Annotated in this window: 25 protein-coding genes; 14 read left to right on the plus strand and 11 right to left on the minus strand. The window is 64.1% G+C overall.

Annotated features, from left to right (window positions below; translation table 11 throughout):
- Window positions 1–499 (plus strand): mismatch-specific DNA-glycosylase (locus tag HZZ13_RS32060; protein WP_197963446.1); only part of this gene is annotated, 499 nt, incomplete at its 5' end.
- Between the two features lie 263 nt (window positions 500–762).
- On the opposite strand, the gene HZZ13_RS32065 is transcribed toward HZZ13_RS32060, so the two are convergent.
- Together HZZ13_RS32065 and HZZ13_RS32070 are read right to left on the minus strand one after the other, a co-directional pair.
- Window positions 763–987, minus strand: a complete 225-nt coding sequence (locus HZZ13_RS32065) for a DUF6429 family protein (protein WP_197963447.1) — start codon at window positions 985–987, stop codon at window positions 763–765.
- Between the two features lie 249 nt (window positions 988–1,236).
- The gene (locus HZZ13_RS32070; protein ID WP_197963448.1) at window positions 1,237–1,671 is read right to left on the minus strand and encodes a hypothetical protein; all 435 of its coding nucleotides are present in this window, start codon (window positions 1,669–1,671) and stop codon (window positions 1,237–1,239) included.
- Between the two features lie 445 nt (window positions 1,672–2,116).
- Between HZZ13_RS32070 and HZZ13_RS32075 the strand changes: the two genes are divergently transcribed.
- The 3 genes from HZZ13_RS32075 to HZZ13_RS32085 all read left to right on the plus strand — a co-directional run bounded on the left by HZZ13_RS32075 (window position 2,117) and on the right by HZZ13_RS32085 (window position 3,409).
- Window positions 2,117–2,500, plus strand: a complete 384-nt coding sequence (locus HZZ13_RS32075) for a RidA family protein (RefSeq protein ID WP_197963449.1) — start codon at window positions 2,117–2,119, stop codon at window positions 2,498–2,500.
- A gap of 157 nt (window positions 2,501–2,657) precedes the next feature.
- Window positions 2,658–2,918, plus strand: coding sequence for a hypothetical protein (locus HZZ13_RS32080; protein ID WP_197963450.1), 261 nt, complete (start codon window positions 2,658–2,660; stop codon window positions 2,916–2,918).
- A 239-nt stretch (window positions 2,919–3,157) separates the two neighbouring features.
- A complete protein-coding gene (locus HZZ13_RS32085) occupies window positions 3,158–3,409 on the plus strand; it encodes a hypothetical protein (protein ID WP_197963451.1) in 252 nt (83 codons plus the stop codon).
- A 78-nt stretch (window positions 3,410–3,487) separates the two neighbouring features.
- On the opposite strand, the gene HZZ13_RS32090 is transcribed toward HZZ13_RS32085, so the two are convergent.
- Complete coding sequence (locus HZZ13_RS32090) at window positions 3,488–3,973, minus strand: J domain-containing protein (protein WP_197963452.1); 486 nt, start codon at window positions 3,971–3,973, stop codon at window positions 3,488–3,490.
- Between the two features lie 110 nt (window positions 3,974–4,083).
- Here HZZ13_RS32090 and HZZ13_RS32095 point away from each other — a divergent pair, with 110 nt between their 5' ends.
- Both HZZ13_RS32095 and HZZ13_RS32100 read left to right on the plus strand, forming a co-directional pair.
- Window positions 4,084–4,851: an SDR family NAD(P)-dependent oxidoreductase gene (locus HZZ13_RS32095; RefSeq protein WP_197963453.1), complete on the plus strand. Its 768-nt coding sequence runs from the start codon at window positions 4,084–4,086 to the stop codon at window positions 4,849–4,851.
- A 178-nt stretch (window positions 4,852–5,029) separates the two neighbouring features.
- The gene (locus HZZ13_RS32100) at window positions 5,030–5,278 is read left to right on the plus strand and encodes a helix-turn-helix domain-containing protein (protein WP_197963454.1); all 249 of its coding nucleotides are present in this window, start codon (window positions 5,030–5,032) and stop codon (window positions 5,276–5,278) included.
- Here HZZ13_RS32100 and HZZ13_RS32105 read toward each other — a convergent pair.
- Window positions 5,275–5,517 carry a hypothetical protein gene (locus tag HZZ13_RS32105; RefSeq protein ID WP_197963455.1) on the minus strand — a complete coding sequence of 81 codons (243 nt, stop codon included), beginning with the start codon at window positions 5,515–5,517 and terminating at the stop codon, window positions 5,275–5,277. The genes HZZ13_RS32100 and HZZ13_RS32105 overlap by 4 nt on opposite strands.
- 157 nt (window positions 5,518–5,674) lie before the next feature.
- Between HZZ13_RS32105 and HZZ13_RS32110 the strand changes: the two genes are divergently transcribed.
- Window positions 5,675–6,178: a collagen-like triple helix repeat-containing protein gene (locus HZZ13_RS32110; RefSeq protein WP_197963456.1), complete on the plus strand. Its 504-nt coding sequence runs from the start codon at window positions 5,675–5,677 to the stop codon at window positions 6,176–6,178.
- A gap of 9 nt (window positions 6,179–6,187) precedes the next feature.
- Here the strand turns inward: HZZ13_RS32110 and HZZ13_RS32115 are convergent, their stop codons facing one another.
- Together HZZ13_RS32115 and HZZ13_RS32120 are read right to left on the minus strand one after the other, a co-directional pair.
- Window positions 6,188–6,403 (minus strand): hypothetical protein, encoded by a 216-nt coding sequence (locus HZZ13_RS32115; RefSeq protein WP_197963457.1) that lies wholly within the window; start codon window positions 6,401–6,403, stop codon window positions 6,188–6,190.
- A gap of 90 nt (window positions 6,404–6,493) precedes the next feature.
- Window positions 6,494–6,763: a DUF2277 domain-containing protein gene (locus HZZ13_RS32120; protein ID WP_197963458.1), complete on the minus strand. Its 270-nt coding sequence runs from the start codon at window positions 6,761–6,763 to the stop codon at window positions 6,494–6,496.
- Window positions 6,764–6,887: 124 nt separating this feature from the next.
- Here HZZ13_RS32120 and HZZ13_RS32125 point away from each other — a divergent pair, with 124 nt between their 5' ends.
- The 4 genes from HZZ13_RS32125 (at window position 6,888) to HZZ13_RS32140 (ending at window position 9,468) form a co-directional block, all read left to right on the plus strand.
- Window positions 6,888–7,949: an alpha/beta fold hydrolase gene (locus tag HZZ13_RS32125; RefSeq protein WP_197963459.1), complete on the plus strand. Its 1,062-nt coding sequence runs from the start codon at window positions 6,888–6,890 to the stop codon at window positions 7,947–7,949.
- An 18-nt stretch (window positions 7,950–7,967) separates the two neighbouring features.
- Complete coding sequence (locus tag HZZ13_RS32130; RefSeq protein WP_197963460.1) at window positions 7,968–8,309, plus strand: MmcQ/YjbR family DNA-binding protein; 342 nt, start codon at window positions 7,968–7,970, stop codon at window positions 8,307–8,309.
- 126 nt (window positions 8,310–8,435) lie between these two features.
- The gene (locus tag HZZ13_RS32135; RefSeq protein ID WP_197963461.1) at window positions 8,436–8,789 is read left to right on the plus strand and encodes a hypothetical protein; all 354 of its coding nucleotides are present in this window, start codon (window positions 8,436–8,438) and stop codon (window positions 8,787–8,789) included.
- 76 nt (window positions 8,790–8,865) lie between these two features.
- Window positions 8,866–9,468 carry an MSMEG_1061 family FMN-dependent PPOX-type flavoprotein gene (locus HZZ13_RS32140; RefSeq protein ID WP_197963462.1) on the plus strand — a complete coding sequence of 201 codons (603 nt, stop codon included), beginning with the start codon at window positions 8,866–8,868 and terminating at the stop codon, window positions 9,466–9,468.
- Between the two features lie 137 nt (window positions 9,469–9,605).
- On the opposite strand, the gene bfr is transcribed toward HZZ13_RS32140, so the two are convergent.
- The 3 genes from bfr to HZZ13_RS37030 all read right to left on the minus strand — a co-directional run bounded on the left by bfr (window position 9,606) and on the right by HZZ13_RS37030 (window position 10,958).
- Window positions 9,606–10,094, minus strand: coding sequence for a bacterioferritin (gene bfr, locus HZZ13_RS32145; RefSeq protein WP_197963463.1), 489 nt, complete (start codon window positions 10,092–10,094; stop codon window positions 9,606–9,608).
- A 132-nt stretch (window positions 10,095–10,226) separates the two neighbouring features.
- Complete coding sequence (locus HZZ13_RS32150; protein WP_197963509.1) at window positions 10,227–10,499, minus strand: (2Fe-2S)-binding protein; 273 nt, start codon at window positions 10,497–10,499, stop codon at window positions 10,227–10,229.
- 162 nt (window positions 10,500–10,661) lie between these two features.
- The gene (locus tag HZZ13_RS37030) at window positions 10,662–10,958 is read right to left on the minus strand and encodes a hypothetical protein (RefSeq protein ID WP_246504645.1); all 297 of its coding nucleotides are present in this window, start codon (window positions 10,956–10,958) and stop codon (window positions 10,662–10,664) included.
- 134 nt (window positions 10,959–11,092) lie between these two features.
- Between HZZ13_RS37030 and HZZ13_RS32155 the strand changes: the two genes are divergently transcribed.
- Together HZZ13_RS32155 and HZZ13_RS32160 are read left to right on the plus strand one after the other, a co-directional pair.
- A complete protein-coding gene (locus tag HZZ13_RS32155) occupies window positions 11,093–11,413 on the plus strand; it encodes a hypothetical protein (RefSeq protein ID WP_197963464.1) in 321 nt (106 codons plus the stop codon).
- 210 nt (window positions 11,414–11,623) lie between these two features.
- Window positions 11,624–11,905, plus strand: a complete 282-nt coding sequence (locus tag HZZ13_RS32160) for a hypothetical protein (RefSeq protein WP_197963465.1) — start codon at window positions 11,624–11,626, stop codon at window positions 11,903–11,905.
- A gap of 180 nt (window positions 11,906–12,085) precedes the next feature.
- On the opposite strand, the gene HZZ13_RS32165 is transcribed toward HZZ13_RS32160, so the two are convergent.
- A complete protein-coding gene (locus tag HZZ13_RS32165; RefSeq protein WP_197963466.1) occupies window positions 12,086–13,312 on the minus strand; it encodes a lytic murein transglycosylase in 1,227 nt (408 codons plus the stop codon).
- A 7-nt stretch (window positions 13,313–13,319) separates the two neighbouring features.
- The gene (gene ettA, locus HZZ13_RS32170) at window positions 13,320–14,969 is read right to left on the minus strand and encodes an energy-dependent translational throttle protein EttA (RefSeq protein WP_197963467.1); all 1,650 of its coding nucleotides are present in this window, start codon (window positions 14,967–14,969) and stop codon (window positions 13,320–13,322) included.
- A 235-nt stretch (window positions 14,970–15,204) separates the two neighbouring features.
- Here ettA and HZZ13_RS32175 point away from each other — a divergent pair, with 235 nt between their 5' ends.
- Entirely contained in the window at window positions 15,205–15,420 is a 216-nt protein-coding gene (locus HZZ13_RS32175) for a hypothetical protein (protein ID WP_197963468.1), read from the plus strand.
- Window positions 15,421–15,456: the final 36 nt, after the last annotated feature.

The following is a 15,456-nucleotide window of genomic DNA, read 5'->3' on the forward strand; positions in this document are numbered from 1 at the left end:
CCGCCTCCCCGACCTCCTCCTTCCCAACCTCCGCCTCGTCTTCGTCGGCACCGCCGCCTCGACGCGTTCGGCCGAGCTTGGGCACTATTACGCCCATCCCGGCAACCGGTTCTGGCGCGCGCTCCATGAGGCCGGGATCACACCGCGACGCTATCAGCCGGGCGAGTTCGCTTCGCTGATCGCGCTCGGGATCGGCTTCACCGATCTCTGCAAGACCGGCGCCGGGATGGACCGCCAGATCGCGGCGGAGACGATCGACGTGCCGGGCTTTCGGGCGAAGATGGACAAGTATCGGCCGCGGACGATTGCGTTCACGAGCAAGAAGGCGGCGAGCCTGTTTTACGGCAGGCCGTCGGCTGCGATTGCGCTGGGGCGGCAGGTGCGCGATCAAAGCCTGCCGGAGATCTTCGTGCTGCCGTCGCCCTCAGGCGCGGCGTCGGGGAGTTGGGCGCTGGAGCCGTGGCGCGAGCTTGCGGCGTGGATTAGCCGCACACGCTGAACGGCCGCTCTCGGATCTGCTCTCGTGTCCCGGGCAAGCGTAGCGCAGACCCGGGACGCGAGAAGCTCCGGTACGCGTTCGTCATGGGCCCCGGCTCTGCAGCGCATCACGCCGCAAGCGGCGGCGCGCTGCACTGCGTCCGGGGCACGCCACTGCCGATATTTCGTGCGCAGCTGCGTAGGGTGGGTTACGCCTCGCGCTGCTCCGTGATGTTCGACCGCGCTCGTGAACGGCTAACCCACCCTACGCGATGACGCACGACGTCATTCCTCGAACAATTCCTCGAACAGCGTCTTCGCGCGTTCGAGTCCTTCTTCCGTGAACACCACCGACTTCACCTTGCCGACGGGATCGTGAATCATGCCCTTGTCGTGAAGGCGGCCGAGCACATCCCAGTCGAAACCTTTCCAGGCCCGATAGCCGTCGTGCAGGGTGAGATAGAGCAAGGCCAGCGCCGCGTCGTCAATCTTGTCTGTGTTGATGGCCATGGTGGGCTCCTGCAATGCAGTTTGCACCCATCCTATTGCGCGACCGGCAATCCGCAAGTTGCGGCCCGACGTCGCGCGGCCGCGGCTCGTCCGCCGTCGCTCGAACTTCGTAAGGTGGGCAAAGCGACTTGTCCGCCGTAGCTCGAAGAGCGAAGGCGGAAGCGTGCCCACCAACCAATTCGCTATTATGCTGATACTGATGGTGGGCACGGCGCCTGTGCGCCTTTGCCCGCCCTACGCGACCTGCCCCTACCGCATCGTGATCGCAAGCCCGCTCAAGTCCGCATTCGCCATCAACCCCACCTGCGTTCCCGTCAGCTCCAGCACCGCGCCCTTCTGGTTGGTCAGCACGATGGCGCGGGCGCCGGAGCCGACCGCGAGGCCCGCGCCGGCGGCACCGTAGACGCCAGCGACGTCCGAAGGACGGTTGATGTTGGAGACGCGGCCGCGCAGCACGGTCTTGGAGCCCCCGAACACGAGGCCGTAGTCGAGGCCGCCGGTGGAGAGGGCGTAAGTGCGGCCGCGGAAGTTGAGCACGCCCGAGCCGCCCGAGCCGCCAATGATCCAGCCGGCCTTGTAGATCGTCAGCGTCACGAAGCCGCTGTCGGCCTGCGCGGTCGTCGAGAGGCCAGCCAGGGCGGCAATGGCGAGGCACGCGGCGCGGAGGGTGGATGCGAGCTTCATGGGGGTCTCCGGGGGCTCAAGGGAGGGATCGAATCAGACGCAGCGAATCTATCCGATCGATCGCGGCGGCAACATGATGGGGCGCGAGACAACCGCACATGACCTGAGCGTTGGGGCGTTTTAAAGCCTCCACAACGTCATGGCCGGGCCTGTCCCGGCCATCCACGCCTTCCCCTCGGCATGAAGAACGTGGATGCCCGGGACAAGCCCGGGCATGACGACGGAATTTGGTGCAGCGAACGACCGACCATCGCCATCATGCCATACTTACCCCTGTTTTGCCCGACGAACCAAACGGATTATTTCGTAATTCCGAATTCGAAAAATCCCAACGATTTCCGCACCATCCCTACTGTGCATGGGGTTGTTTTCGCACTTTTTGTTTTGAGCAGCCTCAGCCAGCCGCTACGCTCACCCCTTCCGCGACCATACCTGAGGTGATCCCATGCCGATCCAGCATTTCGCGCCCCCGCCGCACGTCAAGGCGCCGCCGCTGTCCTTTGCGACGCGCATCAGTGACCTCCTGTTCGTCTCCGGCATTCCCGGCTTCGATGCGACCGGCGCGCTGCCCGATGGCTTCGAGGCGCAGTTCGCCAACGTCGTCGTCAACATCAAGCGCGTGCTGGGCGAGGTCGGCGCGGGCATGCACGATCTCGTCAAGGTCAACGTGCTGCTGACCCGCGCCTCGGACGTCGCCGCCATGAACGCACTCTATGCCGGCGCCTTCGGCCCGCCGCCCTACCCGGCGCGCACCACGTGCGTGGTGCAGGCGCTGCCCGATCCGAAGATGCTGATCGAGATCGAGGCGGTCGCCTCGCTCGCCAAGTAAGAGGCCGAGCAAGCTGCCTGTGGCCTGCCGGGCACGCGGTCCAACCAAATGCCTGGGGCACGGCTGACATGTCCGTGAATGGCGGCTCACCCGCTTGCAAAGGACCGGCTTTTACCGCACGAATTTTTCTGATCCCATGTCCACAAGGAGATACTTCATGCGTCGCCTTCTCGCGCTCTGTGCCGTTGCCGGCATCACCTCTTCCGTGTTCGCCGTGCCCGCCTCCGCGAAGGTCGGCTATTACGTGATCCGCTGGGACAACACCGGCATCTGCCAGGTCTGGAACGAGGACCTGCAGGTCAAACCGTTCCAGTTCGGTGTCTCGACCTACAAGGTCGTCAGCAAGCCGCTCCCGACCTTCCAGCAGGCCTCGGACCTGCAGATCAAGATGCGCGCCGAGCGGAAGTGCACGCTCTGAGCCGGACGCGAGAACAGCGTTTGAAGGGCGGGTCGCGCGGGCGATCCGCCCTTTTGCTTTGCGCTGCCCTGAAGCGTTTCCCCGCCGAAATCGCGCACGTCCCCGCGCACTTTCTTTGAACCTCGGCGGCGGGTGGAGCTACTCACATCTTGTCCGGGGCGCATGCCAAGCGCGTCCCGCACCACCCCTCCCCGTCATTGTCGGGAGGCGCATCACATCATTCATTTGAGGAGCTGATCATGCGTCGTATTTCCATGCTGTGCGCTGCCGCCGGTCTTGCCGTCACCGCGTTCGTCGCAGCGAGCCCTGCCGAAGCCAGCTATCATCTGATCCGCTGGCAGGACACCGGCTTCTGCCAGATCTGGGACGAGAGCATCCCGACCACGCCGTGGCCGGCCGGCTATCATCGCGCCAGCGCCACCGTGCCAACCTTCATCGACGCCCTCGCGATGAAGGATGCCGCGCTCAAGAGCGGTAGCTGCACTTGGTAACAGTTCGATCGGCGGACGAAGAGCCGGGCAAGGACGCCAGCGTCCTTGCCCGATTTGCTTTTCGAAGGCCTGAAACGCTCAAGCGTCCTTGTGCGCGCCGGGATGGATCAGGACGTCGCGCGCAGCGGCGAGGTCGATGAAGGCTTGCGCGCTGCCGCCCTGGTCGGGATGCATGCCCTTGGCCGCGCGGCGATAGGCCTGGTTGATGTCCTCGCAGGTGAGCTGCACCGCGAGCGGCAGGCCGAGCATCTTGCGGGCGCGATCCTCGCTGGAGAGCTGCTTCGGCGCGGCGTTGCGGCGGCCGAAGCGTGGCGCGGTCAGATCGTGCACGACCTCGAGCACCACGCCGAGACGGCGTTGGGCCGCCAGCGTCACGCTGTGATCGTCATTGTCGACGGCCTGGCGCAGCACCGGCAGCGCCTGCTCGGCGGCCTGGCGCAGCGTGACGTCGCCGCTCATCCGCGCGATCTCGGCGACCAGCCGGCCGGCCTCGGCCCAATCCGGCGCATGCGCCGACCGCAGCCGTTCCAGAGCGAGTTTCCAGGTTTCGAGCCGTTCCATCATGCGCGCAACGTTTAGCAATCAGGATCAGTATGCCAAGGCCGCCGTTTCCGACCCCTTAATTTCGCGTTAGCTTTTCGTGAAACTTCGAAACGAAAACGGGAGGATATGCCATGGCGTTGCTCGCAAACCACATCGCCGTCGTCACCGGCGCCGGCTCGGGGATCGGCCGGGCGATCGCCGCCGGCTATGCGCGGGAGGGCGCGCAGGTCGTGCTGCTCGACGTCAACGCCGAGACGGTTAAGGAGGCGGCGCAGGAGATCCGAGCATCGGGCGGCAGGGCCGAGAGCTTTGCGCTCGACGTCACCAGACGCGAGGATTGCTTTGCGCTCGCCAAGCAAATCGCGGACAAGATCGGGCAGGTCTCGATCCTGGTCAACAATGCCGGCATCACCCGCCGCAACGCCTTCACCGCGGAGACCGAGACGGTGGCGAAGGACTGGAACGACATCATCTCGCTCAACCTCAACGGCGTCTTCAACATGACGCAGGCGTTCCTGGCGCCCTTGCGTGCGAGCAAAGGCCGCATCGTCAATATCGGCTCGATCCAGTCCTTCGTGCATCTGCGCACGCCGAGCTCGGCGGCCTACACCACCTCGAAACACGGCGTGCTCGGCTTCACCAAGGCGCTCGCGGTCGAGCTCGGCAAGGAAGGCGTGCGCGTCAACGCGATCGGCCCCGGCTTCATCGAGACCAACATCAACGCCAATGTGCGCGCGACCAATCCGGCGCTGGTGCAGGCCTTCATCGATCACACCCCGCTGGCGCGCACCGGCAAGCCCGAGGACATCGTCGGCCCCGCGGTGTTCCTCGCCTCCGATCTGTCGGCCTATGTCACCGGAACCATCGTGATGGTGGACGGCGGCTATCGCACGGTGTGAGAGGGAGCCTCCCGCCAATCGCGGCGGCATCTGGGCATTCTCAAGATCAATCTGGTGCAGCACCCCCAATTAACCCTTCATTAACCAAACCCGACCACCGTAGACCTACGGCTTGGGGGTCGTTGGTTCTCGATCCGCTTCCGACGATGGAAGCGGGCGTTGATCGGGAGGTGTGTTGATGACCACTGTTCATGTCGCCGCGTCCGAGCCGGACGCACAATTGCTTGCCCCGAACCAGATCGTTCCGCTTCTGATCGGCGCCACCGTCGACGAGGTCGAGCGTGAGCTCGTGCTCCAGACGCTGGCGCGCTGCGACGGCAACCGCACGCGCGCATCGCGCGTGCTCGGCCTGTCGGTGCGCACCCTGCGCAACAAGATCAGGCTCTACGCCGCCTCCGGCATCGACGTGCCTGCCTATCAAGACTAGCGCGCGAGAACGCGCCGCTGGATCAGTCCGCCGACGATGACCGCAAGCGCGATCATCGCGACCGAGCCGGCAATCAGTTCGACGGCGCGGAGGAAGAAGGCCGTCATGACAGCCCATGACGGTTGCGGCTCCTCGGCGAATGCGACCGGGACGATGTCGGGCACCAGCAGGTGATCGAGGCCGAGCGAGGCCACGAGAATGACGGCGAACAGGCAGAAGGTCGTCCACGCTGCGCGCATCGCTCGCTCCTCGCAAGGACTATGGCTGCGCGATCGATGACACGGCCGCTCACGCCGCCGATTGATGTTGATCAAGCCTGGCACGATGCGCGGGCAGAATTGCTGCTGTCGTCAAACGCCGCTAAGTAGCTTGCTCCAGGTGAAAGGGAGCAATGGCGTGGCAGACGACCAGGGACGACGGCCGGGGCCTCAGGGGCCTCGCGGGCGGCAAGGCGAGCCGGGACGGCCGGGGCCACAGGGTCATCCGGGCCGGCGCGGCCCCGATGGCGCACGCGGCAAGCCCGGGCCGCAGGGCAAGCCGGGCCCGGTCGGAAAGGCCGGACCGCCCGGCAAGCCCGGTCCGCAAGGTAAGCAGGGCGAAGCCGGTCCGCGTGGGCCAGCTGGCGCGCCCGGACCTGCCGGACCGCAGGGGCCGCAAGGCCCGCGCGGCGAGCCGGGTCCGCCCGGCCAATTGCCGTCAATCGAGCAGGTGCTGCCGTGGCTCGACCAGCTCTTCGACGCCTGGGACGAACGCCGCCGCCAGCGCGAGCGCGAAGCCGCTGAGCGCGAAGCGCTCGAGGCCGCCGTCCAGGAGACCGACGCGGCAATCGCCGGTGACGAGAACGATGACGGCGATGATCCCAAGAAAAAGAAGAAGAAGAAGAAGCACGGCAAGGCTTAGCCGACGAGTCTAGTCGGGCCGATCCTCGCGCCGCGGCAGCATGCCCATGCGCTCGAATTGCCAGCGCATGGCGCGATACCAGAGATAGCCGACCGCCGCGCCGCACAGGGCGAGGATGACCACGTTCGCGCTCGAGAACGAGCCGCTCCACCACATCATCCACGCGGTCCATAGCAGCGTGAAGACGATGGCACCTGCTTTCAAGGGAAGAAGGGGGCGGCTCATGTCGTGCTCCGGGCGATCAAAACCCCGGCCGCCACCATCGCAAGCCGAGGCAGCAGATACCGTGAGCCAGATCACGGAGCACGCTGAGGCTCACGTACCGAAGCGCAGTCGCGAACGTTCTTTCGCCTTTTCCGCCTCAACCTCGCGGTCGCGCGCCGGCGCGTTTGTATGCAGCGAGATCAGGAGTTTTCGCGCCGCCTCGGAGACCTCGACCACCGCACGCTCGAACGCCGCCTCGTTGACCTGCGACGGCTTGTTGAAACCGGACAGCTTTCGCACGAATTGCAGCGCACTGGCGTGGATCTCATCCTCCGTCGCCGGCGGCTCGAAATTGAACAGCGTCTTGATGTTGCGGCACATGCGGTCTCTCCCGAATTTCCATAAAGACGATCGGCCGAGGCGAAATCCTACAACCTTCCCCATACTTCTGCTAAGTTCCGCCCCAACGTGGCCGCTAACGACGAGCCGCAATGGGGAGGAAAACATGAAGCTGTTTTGCACGGCGCTGTCGGCCGTCCTGCTGTCGTTTTCGATGTCGGCGATGGCTGCCGACTACCCCACCCCCAAGCAGGGCGACTGGATCGCCCGGGATTTCAAGTTCCACACCGGCGAGACCATGCCGGAACTGAAGCTGCACTACACCACGGTCGGCGAACCCTCGGGCCAGCCGGTGCTGGTGCTGCACGGGACGGGTGGGTCGGGCGCGAGCATGCTGTCGCCAGCCTTTGCCGGCGAGCTGTTCGGCCCGGGGCAGCCGCTCGACGCCGCCAAATATTACATCATCATTCCCGACAATATCGGCCACGGCAAATCGTCGAAGCCCTCCGACGGCATGAAGACGAGCTTTCCGAAATACAATTACGAGGACATGGTCGAGGCGCAATATCGCCTGGTGACGGAAGGCCTCGGCGTCAAGCATCTGCGGCTCGTGATCGGCAATTCGATGGGCGGCATGCACACCTGGCTGTGGGGCGAGAAATATCCGAAGGCGATGGACGTGCTGATCCCGATGGCCTCGCAGCCGACCGAGATGGCCTCGCGCAATTGGATGATGCGGCGGATCATGCTCGACACCATCCGCAACGATCCCGACTACAATGGCGGCAATTACACCAGCCAGCCGCGCATGATGAAATACGCCATCACGGCCTACGGCATCGCCAGCATCGGCGGGACGCTCGCCTATCAATCGCAGGCGCCGACCGCGGCGAAGGCCGACAAGATCGTCGACGACCGGCTGGCGACGCCGATCACGGCGGACGCCAACGACTTCGTCTATCAATGGGAAGCCTCGCACGACTACAATGCGAGCGAGAAGCTGGAGGCGATCGAGGCCTCGTTGCTGCTGATCAATTCCGCCGACGACGAGCGCAATCCGCCCGAGACCGGCCTCACGGACGCCGCGATGAAGCGGGTCAAGAACGGCCGCCTTTATTTGATCCCGGCGAGCACCGAGACGCGCGGCCACGGCACCACCGGCAATGCTAAGTTCTACAGCGAGCAGGTCAGGCAATTGCTACAGACCGCGCCGCAGCGGACGATGTAGTAGCAGCAGCAAGACGATATGTCGAAAGCCCGTTTTCGTAAGGCTGCACTCGCGCTTCCCGGTGTTATCGAGGGCGCGCATCACGGCCATGCCGACTTCCGCGTCGGCAAGCGCGTGTTCGCGACGATAGGCTATCCCGATGACACATGGGGTATGGTGAAGCTGACGCCGGACCAGCAGGCCATGATTATCGATGCGGAGCCGGCGATGTTTCGGCCCGTGCCCGGCGCCTGGGGCAAGAACGGCAGCACGAATGTGAAGCTGGCGAAAGTCGATCAGGTAACACTGCGAAGCGCGCTCGAGATGGCTTGGCGCAATGTCGCGCCAAAATCGCTGCTCGCGTCGATCGAGATGCCATAGTGAAGATCATGCCGCAACGCATCATGCGCCGCGCCTCTCGCGCGCATATTATTTGAGCATGCAATGCGCCGACAGCTCGGGCTTAATCGCATCAACGATACGAATCGGAATGCGGCGGAGGATCGCATGCGAAGGCTCGCACTGTGCGTTTGGCTGATTGCGACGACGGCGCTGACGAGCGCCGCGTTCGCATTCGACAACGGGCAATACGATCACGTCCCGCCCGACATCCGCGCCTGGTTCAAGAGCGTGATCGCGCCGAACGGCGTGCCCTGCTGCGACATCTCCGACGGCCGTCGCACCGAATACGACGTGCGCAATGGCGCCTATTGGGTGCCGATCGAGGGACAATGGATGGAGGTGCCCGAACGCGCCATCATCCGCGACCAGGGCAATCCGGTCGGCCAAGCCGTGGTGTGGTACGTCCACCACCGCGGCGCCATCATCATCAGCTGCTTCGTGCCCGCGGATGCAGTGTAGCGCGTCTTGATGAATTCCATTGGCTGGAGATGGCCCGATCGGGTAGCTTGGAGCCAAGCTTGAAGCGGAGGCACGCTTGACCGATCTTAGCGCCGAAGACCTCGCCACCATCTATGCCAAGCCGAGCCCGCGCGTGATCGCGAAGGCACGGCCCGCGATCGATGCGCATGCGAAGAAATTCATCGAGATGTCGCCGTTCTGCGTGCTCGCGACATCGGGAGCGGACGGCAGCGTCGACGCTTCGCCGCGCGGCGGCGGCATCGGCTTCGTCCGCGTCGGCGGCCCCAACCAGCTGCTGATGCCCGACCGCTCCGGCAACAACCGCATCGACAGTTTCCGCAACGTGGTCGAAGGCTCAGGCTTCGTGCATTTGCTGTTCTTCGTGCCGGGCATCGACGAGACGCTGCGCGTCGGCGGACGCGGCACGCTGTCGGCCGACCCGGATCTGCTCGCCTCGATGGTGGAATTCGGCAAGCCGCCGCGCGCGGTGCTGAATGTCGCGGTCAGCGAGGTCTATTTCCATTGCGGCAAGGCGCTGATGCGCTCGAAGCTGTGGTCGTCGGAGAAGGTGCCGCGCTCGGTGATGCCGAGCATCGTCACGGTCGTTCACGAGCAGACCGGCCTCGGCGAGCCGGCGAGCCAGGAGGCCGTGGAAGAGCTCTACAAGACGCAACTGTAGCTGGGGCGCTGTTCCGAAAACGAACCGTCATGCGGCCATACCGTCGATGGCCGGGCCTTCGCCTCGCAGAAGCGGCTTCGGCCGCGCAGGCGGGACAAGCCCGGGCATGACGAATGGAGAGAGCGGAACCTTAAAGCTTAGTGCCCGTCGCCCTCGAGCCCGCCGACATGCTTCTGGGTATAGAGCTCGAGGCCGATGCGGCCGATCAGATCGAGCTGGGTTTCGAGGAAGTCGATGTGGTGCTCCTCGTCGCTCATCAGCTTCTCGAACAGGTCGCGTGTGACATAGTCCTTGACGCTGTGGCAGTAGGTCGCCGCTTCCTGATAGAGCGCCCGCGCGCTCATCTCGGCGGCGAGATCGCACTCGATGATCTCCTTGACGTTCTGGCCGATGCGCAGGGGGTCGAGCACCTGCATGTTCGGGAAGCCGTCGAGGAACAAGATGCGCGCCGTGAGCTTGTCGGCATGCTCCATCTCCTCGATGGACTCCTTGCGCCAGACCTTGGCCATGTCCAGCAGACCCCAATTGTCGAGAAAGCGGTAGTGCAGCCAATACTGGTTGATCGCAGTCAGCTCGTGACGCAGCGCCTTGTTGAGATAGTCGATGACTTTTGGGTCGGCCTGCATGGTTCACTCCAGCTCTTGCAGTCCAAATCGGTCCTAACCGAACTTAGAACGCTTCTAAGTCAGTTTGCAGGCGAGGGCAACCGGCCACTCAGACGCAGCCGGGGAAAAGCTCAGCCGACCTTGCGGAAGTTTTTAGCAGGCAGCGAGGGCGAACTGGGCTGGTTCGGCCGTCTCGTCATTGGCCGCCACGGTGTGGCTGTGGGGACAGCCGGCGCAGCAGGACTTGGCACAGGGGCCGAGCGCTTCGTCGATGATGGACTTGATGGTCCGGGCACAGCGACCGCATTCAGCACTACAGCCAAGACATCCATAGACCTGCTTGGCGTGACGCACGGCATCGTCGGACTCGGCGACGGCAGCGCGGATGTCGTCATCGCTCAGCACGTTACAGGAACAAACGATCATGGAAGCGGCAGGCCCTTTCGGTGATGCGCCATCATCGATATTTAACAGGCCCGCCGGATGCAAAAGGAAAAACCGATATTTGAAGCTATTCCAAACTGGCCTGATCAAAGCCTAGAACGGCTCTAAAACAAGCCGTTGCGCTGGATCAAGGTTGTGGCCGGACTAGTCGCCGCCCCCTCCGCCGTCGCCACCGCCTCCGCAATCGCCCCCGCTACTGCTGCCGCTATCGTTGCTCGAACAGCTGCCGTCCTCGCTAGAGCTCCCCGAACTACCGCCGGAGAACCAGCTTCCCAGCGAGAAGCCGTCACTCGTCCCGGAATAGCTGTCCCCGCCGCTTCCGTCGCTGCCAGCAGTAGCGCGGGAACGCCGCGCGCGGTTCTGGAGATGTGCGATCCAGCCGTAGCCGATCGCAAAAACGATTCCGGCCGCAATCAAAGCATTGACCATCGCGTTGCCCATCATCGTCTCCGGGTGAGGCTGGGACCCATACCAATGGGTCGTCTCTGGCAAAGGTGCCGTTCATTGATCATTCTAGCGAAATGTGGAACCTTGCGACCCAAAGGGTTCCCGCGTGTTCGTCTGAAAGGTCAACAATGAAGAAGTCGCTCCTGGCGGTCGCCGCCGTTTCCACCCTGGTCCTGACGGCCGGAACGCCGGCCCATGCCCAGCGCGGTGTCGCCGCAGGCGTGGCGGCCGGGATCATCGGCGGCGCCATTGTCGGCGGCGCGCTGGCATCTCCGTATTATTACGGACCCGGCTATGGCTACTATGAGCCGGGCTACTACCCGCCGCGCTACTACGCCCCCGGTCCAGGTTACGTTGCCGACGACTATTACGGCGGCTGTGTCTGGCAGAAGCAGCGATTCTGGGATGGTTATGCCTGGCGCGTCCGTCGCGTCCGAGTCTGCGGCTGAGGCGCGCCAAACCGGTTGACTACGGATGCGCCGTTCATCTCAGGGCCTGAAAAAGACCGCTTTTTCTCGTCACAGCTCCGTGTGCGTTTACCGTGGATTGACCATTTGCGCGCTTCCTAGCTGCAAGGCCGATTCCATCAGAGTGTGCGTGAACCTTTGAAACCCGGGCGCCTCTTATAGGAGGACCCATCTCCCAGGAGAGCCAAGAGCATGAACAAGACTTTAGTTGCCGCCCTGACGGTTGCAACGGTCGCCGGTTCGCTGGTGACCGCAACCCCGCCTGCCAAGGCTGATAACGGCGTCGGCGCCGGCATCGCGGCCGGCCTGATCGGCGGCGCCATCGTCGGCGGCGCCATCGCCTCGAGCCGTCCCGCCTATGGCGGCCCCGTCTACGTTGCGGAGCCCCCGCCGCCTGCGCCCTGCTACTGGCGCCGCGAGCGCTATTGGGACGGCTACGGCTGGGTCATCCGCCCGGTTCGCGTCTGCTACTGATCTGATCGCCTTGGCGCATGTGCGCCGCAATCAAGTGCCCGGTCGAGACCATCGGCCGGGCTTTTTCTTTGGCGACATACTAAAGCGCGATGAGATTTGGACGAATCGTCATCGCGCTTTAGGTCTTTGTTTGAGCATGATCTTTTCGGAAAACCGCTTCACACTTTTCCGGATCATGCTCTAGCGCGCAGCCTGGATCGAGCGCAGCACCTCTTCACTCGGCCAGCAATCGACCTTGATGCCCGCCGACTTCTGATAGGCGCCCAGCGCGGCGCGCGTCTGCATGCCGGCCTTGCCGTCGATCTTGTCCTTGTAAAGTCCGATGCGCGTCAGCGCTCGCTGCATGGTCTCGACGTCCTTGGTGCGCAACTGCTTCGAGGCCGACCAGGGGGTTGCGAACGGCAGCGGGCTCGTCATGCGGTCGCTGAGATGGCCGACGAACAGCACATAGAGATCGGAGAAATTGTATTCCTTGATGACGAAGTAGTTCTTCGTGGTCAGGAACGATGGGCCGTAGATGCCTTCGGGCTGTAGCAGCGAGGCCGGCTGTGCCTGCTCGGCGGCGCTGAGCTTTTGGCCGCGCACCGGGACAAAACCCTCGCGCAGCCATTGCCCGATCGGCTTCGTCACCTCCGGCACGCCCGTCGTGCAATCGACCTTCGCCGGCGCCTGCACCTCGTAGGCCCAGCGCAGCCCGCCCTGCCAGCCTTTGTTGACGAGCTGCTGGGCAGCCGAGGCCAGCGCATCCGGCACGGAGTGCCAGATATCGATGCGGCCATCACCGTCGAAATCGACGCCATGCTTGTAATATTCGGACGGCAGGAATTGCGTCAGCCCGGTGGCACCCGCCCAGGACGAGCGCATGTCCTTGCGCGTCACGACGCCTTCGCCGAGGATCTTCAGCGCGAGGATGAACTCGTTGCGGTACTGATCCTTGCGCCGCCCGACATAGGCCTGCGTCGCGAGCACGCGGACGAGATCGTAGGGCAGCGCGTAGCGACCATAGTCGGTCTCACGGCCCCAGATCGCGAGCATGACGGTGGCAGGCACGCCGGAGCTCTTCTCGATCTCGGTCAGCGCCGTGCGGTATTTCTGCAGCAGCCGCTGCCCCTCGCCCGCCAGCCGCGCGATCGAGGCTTCCTTGACGTAGTCCGCCGGCACTTGCACGAACTCGGCCTGCGACGGCGCGCCAGTCGCAGGCCGTCCCGGCAGGATCAGGTCGGGCAGCTTGTAATCGGGTTCGAGCCCGCGCGTCTCCCGCTCGAACGTCTCACGCGAGACGCCCGCCTGTTGAGCTTCCGGCCACAGCGAGGCGATGAACTGCGTGAAGGCAGCGTCGGCGGCGTGGGCGGACGTCCAACCGCAGGCGATGACAATTACCGCAGCGATAAGCGTCCGCCGCGTCATGCAGGCATCACCGCGTCAGCTTCTTGTACTTCACGCGGTGCGGGATGATGCTGTCCTGGCCGAGCCGGCGCATCTTGTCCTTCTCGTAGTCCTGGAAGTTGCCTTCGAACCATTCGACGTGGCTCTCGCCCTCGAAGGCGAGGATGTGGGTCGCGATGCGGTCGAGGAACCAGCGATCATGGCTGATGATGACGGCGCAACCGGCAAAGTCCTCCAGCGCCTCCTCGAGCGCGCGCAGCGTGTCGACGTCGAGGTCGTTGGTCGGTTCGTCAAGCAGCAGGACGTTGGCGCCGGACTTCAGCATTTTCGCCAGATGCACGCGGTTGCGTTCACCGCCCGAGAGCGCGCCGACCTTCTTCTGCTGGTCGGCGCCCTTGAAGTTGAACGCCGAGCAATAGCCGCGCGAGTTCACTTCCTTCTTGCCGAGCAGGATCAATTCGTTACCGCCGGAGATCTCCTCCCACACCGTCTTCTTGCCGTCGAGCGCGTCGCGCGACTGGTCGACATAGCCGAGATGCACGGTCTCGCCGACCGTGATCGTGCCGGAGTCCGGCTTCTCCTGGCCGGTGATCATCCTGAACAGCGTGGTTTTGCCGGCACCGTTGGGACCGATCACGCCGACGATGCCGCCGGGCGGCAGCTTGAAGGTGAGATTGTCGATCAGGAGACGATCGCCAAAGCCTTTGCTGAGCCCCTCGAAATCGACCACGTTGGCGCCGAGCCGCTCGGCCACCGGGATGATGATCTGCGCGGTCTGGGTCTGCTTCTCGCTCGCCTTCTTGAGCAGCTCCTCATAGCGCTGATAGCGCGCCTTCGACTTGGCTTGGCGAGCCTTGGGCGAGGACGCGACCCATTCCTGCTCGCGCGCGAGCGTCTTCTGGTGCGCGGCATCCTCGCGCCCCTCCTGCTCCAGACGCTTCTGCTTCTGCACCAGCCAGGACGAGTAATTGCCCTCGTAGGGAATGCCGCGGCCGCGATCGAGCTCGAGGATCCAGCCCGTGACGTTGTCGAGGAAGTAGCGGTCGTGGGTGACGATCAGGATCGCGCCGGGATAGTTACGCAGGTGACCTTCCAGCCACGACACGGATTCAGCGTCGAGATGGTTGGTCGGTTCGTCCAGCAGCAAGAGTTCGGGCTGGTCAAGCAGCAGGCGGCACAGCGCGACGCGGCGGCGCTCGCCGCCCGAGAGTTTTGTCACGTCGGCATCGTCGGGGGGGCAGCGCAGCGCGTCCATGGCCTGGTCGACCTTGCTGTCGAGATCCCACAGGCCCTGGGCCTCGATCTCGTCCTGCAGCTTGGTCATCTCGTCGGCGGTCTCGTCCGAATAGTTGACCGCGAGCTCGTTGTAACGGTCGAGGATCGCCTTCTGCTTGGCGACACCCTGCATCACGTTCTCGCGCACGGTCAGCTTGGGATCGAGCTGCGGCTCCTGCTCGAGATAGCCGACGCGGGCACCCTCGGCGACCCAGGCCTCGCCGGTATATTCCTTGTCGAGGCCGGCCATGATCCTGAGCAGGGTCGACTTGCCCGAGCCGTTGACGCCGAGCACGCCGATCTTGGCATCCGGGTAGAAGCTCAGATGGATATTATCGAGCACCTTCCGGGTCGGGTAGCTCTTGGTCAGGCCCTGCATGAAATAGATGAACTGGCGCGCCATCGGTCCCGTGAAACCTTCGATTTGAGGAAATTTGCTTCGCCGCCGATGTAGCGATCCCGCCCCCAAAGGGCAACGTTTTCCGTCCGTTCACCACGGTTGAATACGGAGCCGACACCATCTGGCCACCGATCCAGACAATTGAAACCATTTTTTAATAAAGCAGGCCAAAGCTCGGTTTCGCGCGGAAACAGCGCCACCCGCTCAGAACGAACGGGGAGCACAGCGAGGCCGCATCATGGCTCTGATCGAGACCAATTCTCTGCCCGTTCCGGCGGGAGCCGGGCGCGTCTCCGGCTTCGCCTCGGAGATCAAGGCCTTCTGGAAGCGCTTCTTCGCCACCGCCTTCAATCCCTACCGGCCCGAGCTGCACTACATGCGCGGCCCCGGCCCCGCCTGGCGCGCCAAGCACGGCATGGATGCGCCGTTCCGCTTGAAGCCCCGCGACCTCTGAGCGACCTTCTATCGGATTTTTGAAGACGCAGGCTGC

The sequence above is a fragment of the Bradyrhizobium agreste genome, assembly GCF_016031625.1.
GTDB classification, from domain to species: Bacteria; Pseudomonadota; Alphaproteobacteria; order Rhizobiales; family Xanthobacteraceae; genus Bradyrhizobium; species Bradyrhizobium agreste.

Excerpts from the sequence above, each read along its gene's own strand:
- HZZ13_RS32065 (WP_197963447.1), bottom strand. The coding sequence starts at position 987 with ATGGCCATCAACACAGACAAGATTGACGACGCGGCGCTGGCCTTGCTC.
- HZZ13_RS32070 (WP_197963448.1), bottom strand. The coding sequence starts at position 1,671 with ATGAAGCTCGCATCCACCCTCCGCGCCGCGTGCCTCGCCATTGCCGCC.
- HZZ13_RS32075 (WP_197963449.1), top strand. The coding sequence starts at position 2,117 with ATGCCGATCCAGCATTTCGCGCCCCCGCCGCACGTCAAGGCGCCGCCG.
- HZZ13_RS32080 (WP_197963450.1), top strand. The coding sequence starts at position 2,658 with ATGCGTCGCCTTCTCGCGCTCTGTGCCGTTGCCGGCATCACCTCTTCC.
- HZZ13_RS32085 (WP_197963451.1), top strand. The coding sequence starts at position 3,158 with ATGCGTCGTATTTCCATGCTGTGCGCTGCCGCCGGTCTTGCCGTCACC.
- HZZ13_RS32090 (WP_197963452.1), bottom strand. The coding sequence starts at position 3,973 with ATGATGGAACGGCTCGAAACCTGGAAACTCGCTCTGGAACGGCTGCGG.
- HZZ13_RS32095 (WP_197963453.1), top strand. The coding sequence starts at position 4,084 with ATGGCGTTGCTCGCAAACCACATCGCCGTCGTCACCGGCGCCGGCTCG.
- HZZ13_RS32100 (WP_197963454.1), top strand. The coding sequence starts at position 5,030 with ATGACCACTGTTCATGTCGCCGCGTCCGAGCCGGACGCACAATTGCTT.
- HZZ13_RS32105 (WP_197963455.1), bottom strand. The coding sequence starts at position 5,517 with ATGCGCGCAGCGTGGACGACCTTCTGCCTGTTCGCCGTCATTCTCGTG.
- HZZ13_RS32115 (WP_197963457.1), bottom strand. The coding sequence starts at position 6,403 with ATGAGCCGCCCCCTTCTTCCCTTGAAAGCAGGTGCCATCGTCTTCACG.
- HZZ13_RS32120 (WP_197963458.1), bottom strand. The coding sequence starts at position 6,763 with ATGTGCCGCAACATCAAGACGCTGTTCAATTTCGAGCCGCCGGCGACG.
- HZZ13_RS32125 (WP_197963459.1), top strand. The coding sequence starts at position 6,888 with ATGAAGCTGTTTTGCACGGCGCTGTCGGCCGTCCTGCTGTCGTTTTCG.
- HZZ13_RS32130 (WP_197963460.1), top strand. The coding sequence starts at position 7,968 with ATGTCGAAAGCCCGTTTTCGTAAGGCTGCACTCGCGCTTCCCGGTGTT.
- HZZ13_RS32135 (WP_197963461.1), top strand. The coding sequence starts at position 8,436 with ATGCGAAGGCTCGCACTGTGCGTTTGGCTGATTGCGACGACGGCGCTG.
- bfr (WP_197963463.1), bottom strand. The coding sequence starts at position 10,094 with ATGCAGGCCGACCCAAAAGTCATCGACTATCTCAACAAGGCGCTGCGT.
- HZZ13_RS32150 (WP_197963509.1), bottom strand. The coding sequence starts at position 10,499 with ATGATCGTTTGTTCCTGTAACGTGCTGAGCGATGACGACATCCGCGCT.
- HZZ13_RS37030 (WP_246504645.1), bottom strand. The coding sequence starts at position 10,958 with ATGGGCAACGCGATGGTCAATGCTTTGATTGCGGCCGGAATCGTTTTT.
- HZZ13_RS32155 (WP_197963464.1), top strand. The coding sequence starts at position 11,093 with ATGAAGAAGTCGCTCCTGGCGGTCGCCGCCGTTTCCACCCTGGTCCTG.
- HZZ13_RS32160 (WP_197963465.1), top strand. The coding sequence starts at position 11,624 with ATGAACAAGACTTTAGTTGCCGCCCTGACGGTTGCAACGGTCGCCGGT.
- HZZ13_RS32165 (WP_197963466.1), bottom strand. The coding sequence starts at position 13,312 with ATGACGCGGCGGACGCTTATCGCTGCGGTAATTGTCATCGCCTGCGGT.
- ettA (WP_197963467.1), bottom strand. The coding sequence starts at position 14,969 with ATGGCGCGCCAGTTCATCTATTTCATGCAGGGCCTGACCAAGAGCTAC.
- HZZ13_RS32175 (WP_197963468.1), top strand. The coding sequence starts at position 15,205 with ATGGCTCTGATCGAGACCAATTCTCTGCCCGTTCCGGCGGGAGCCGGG.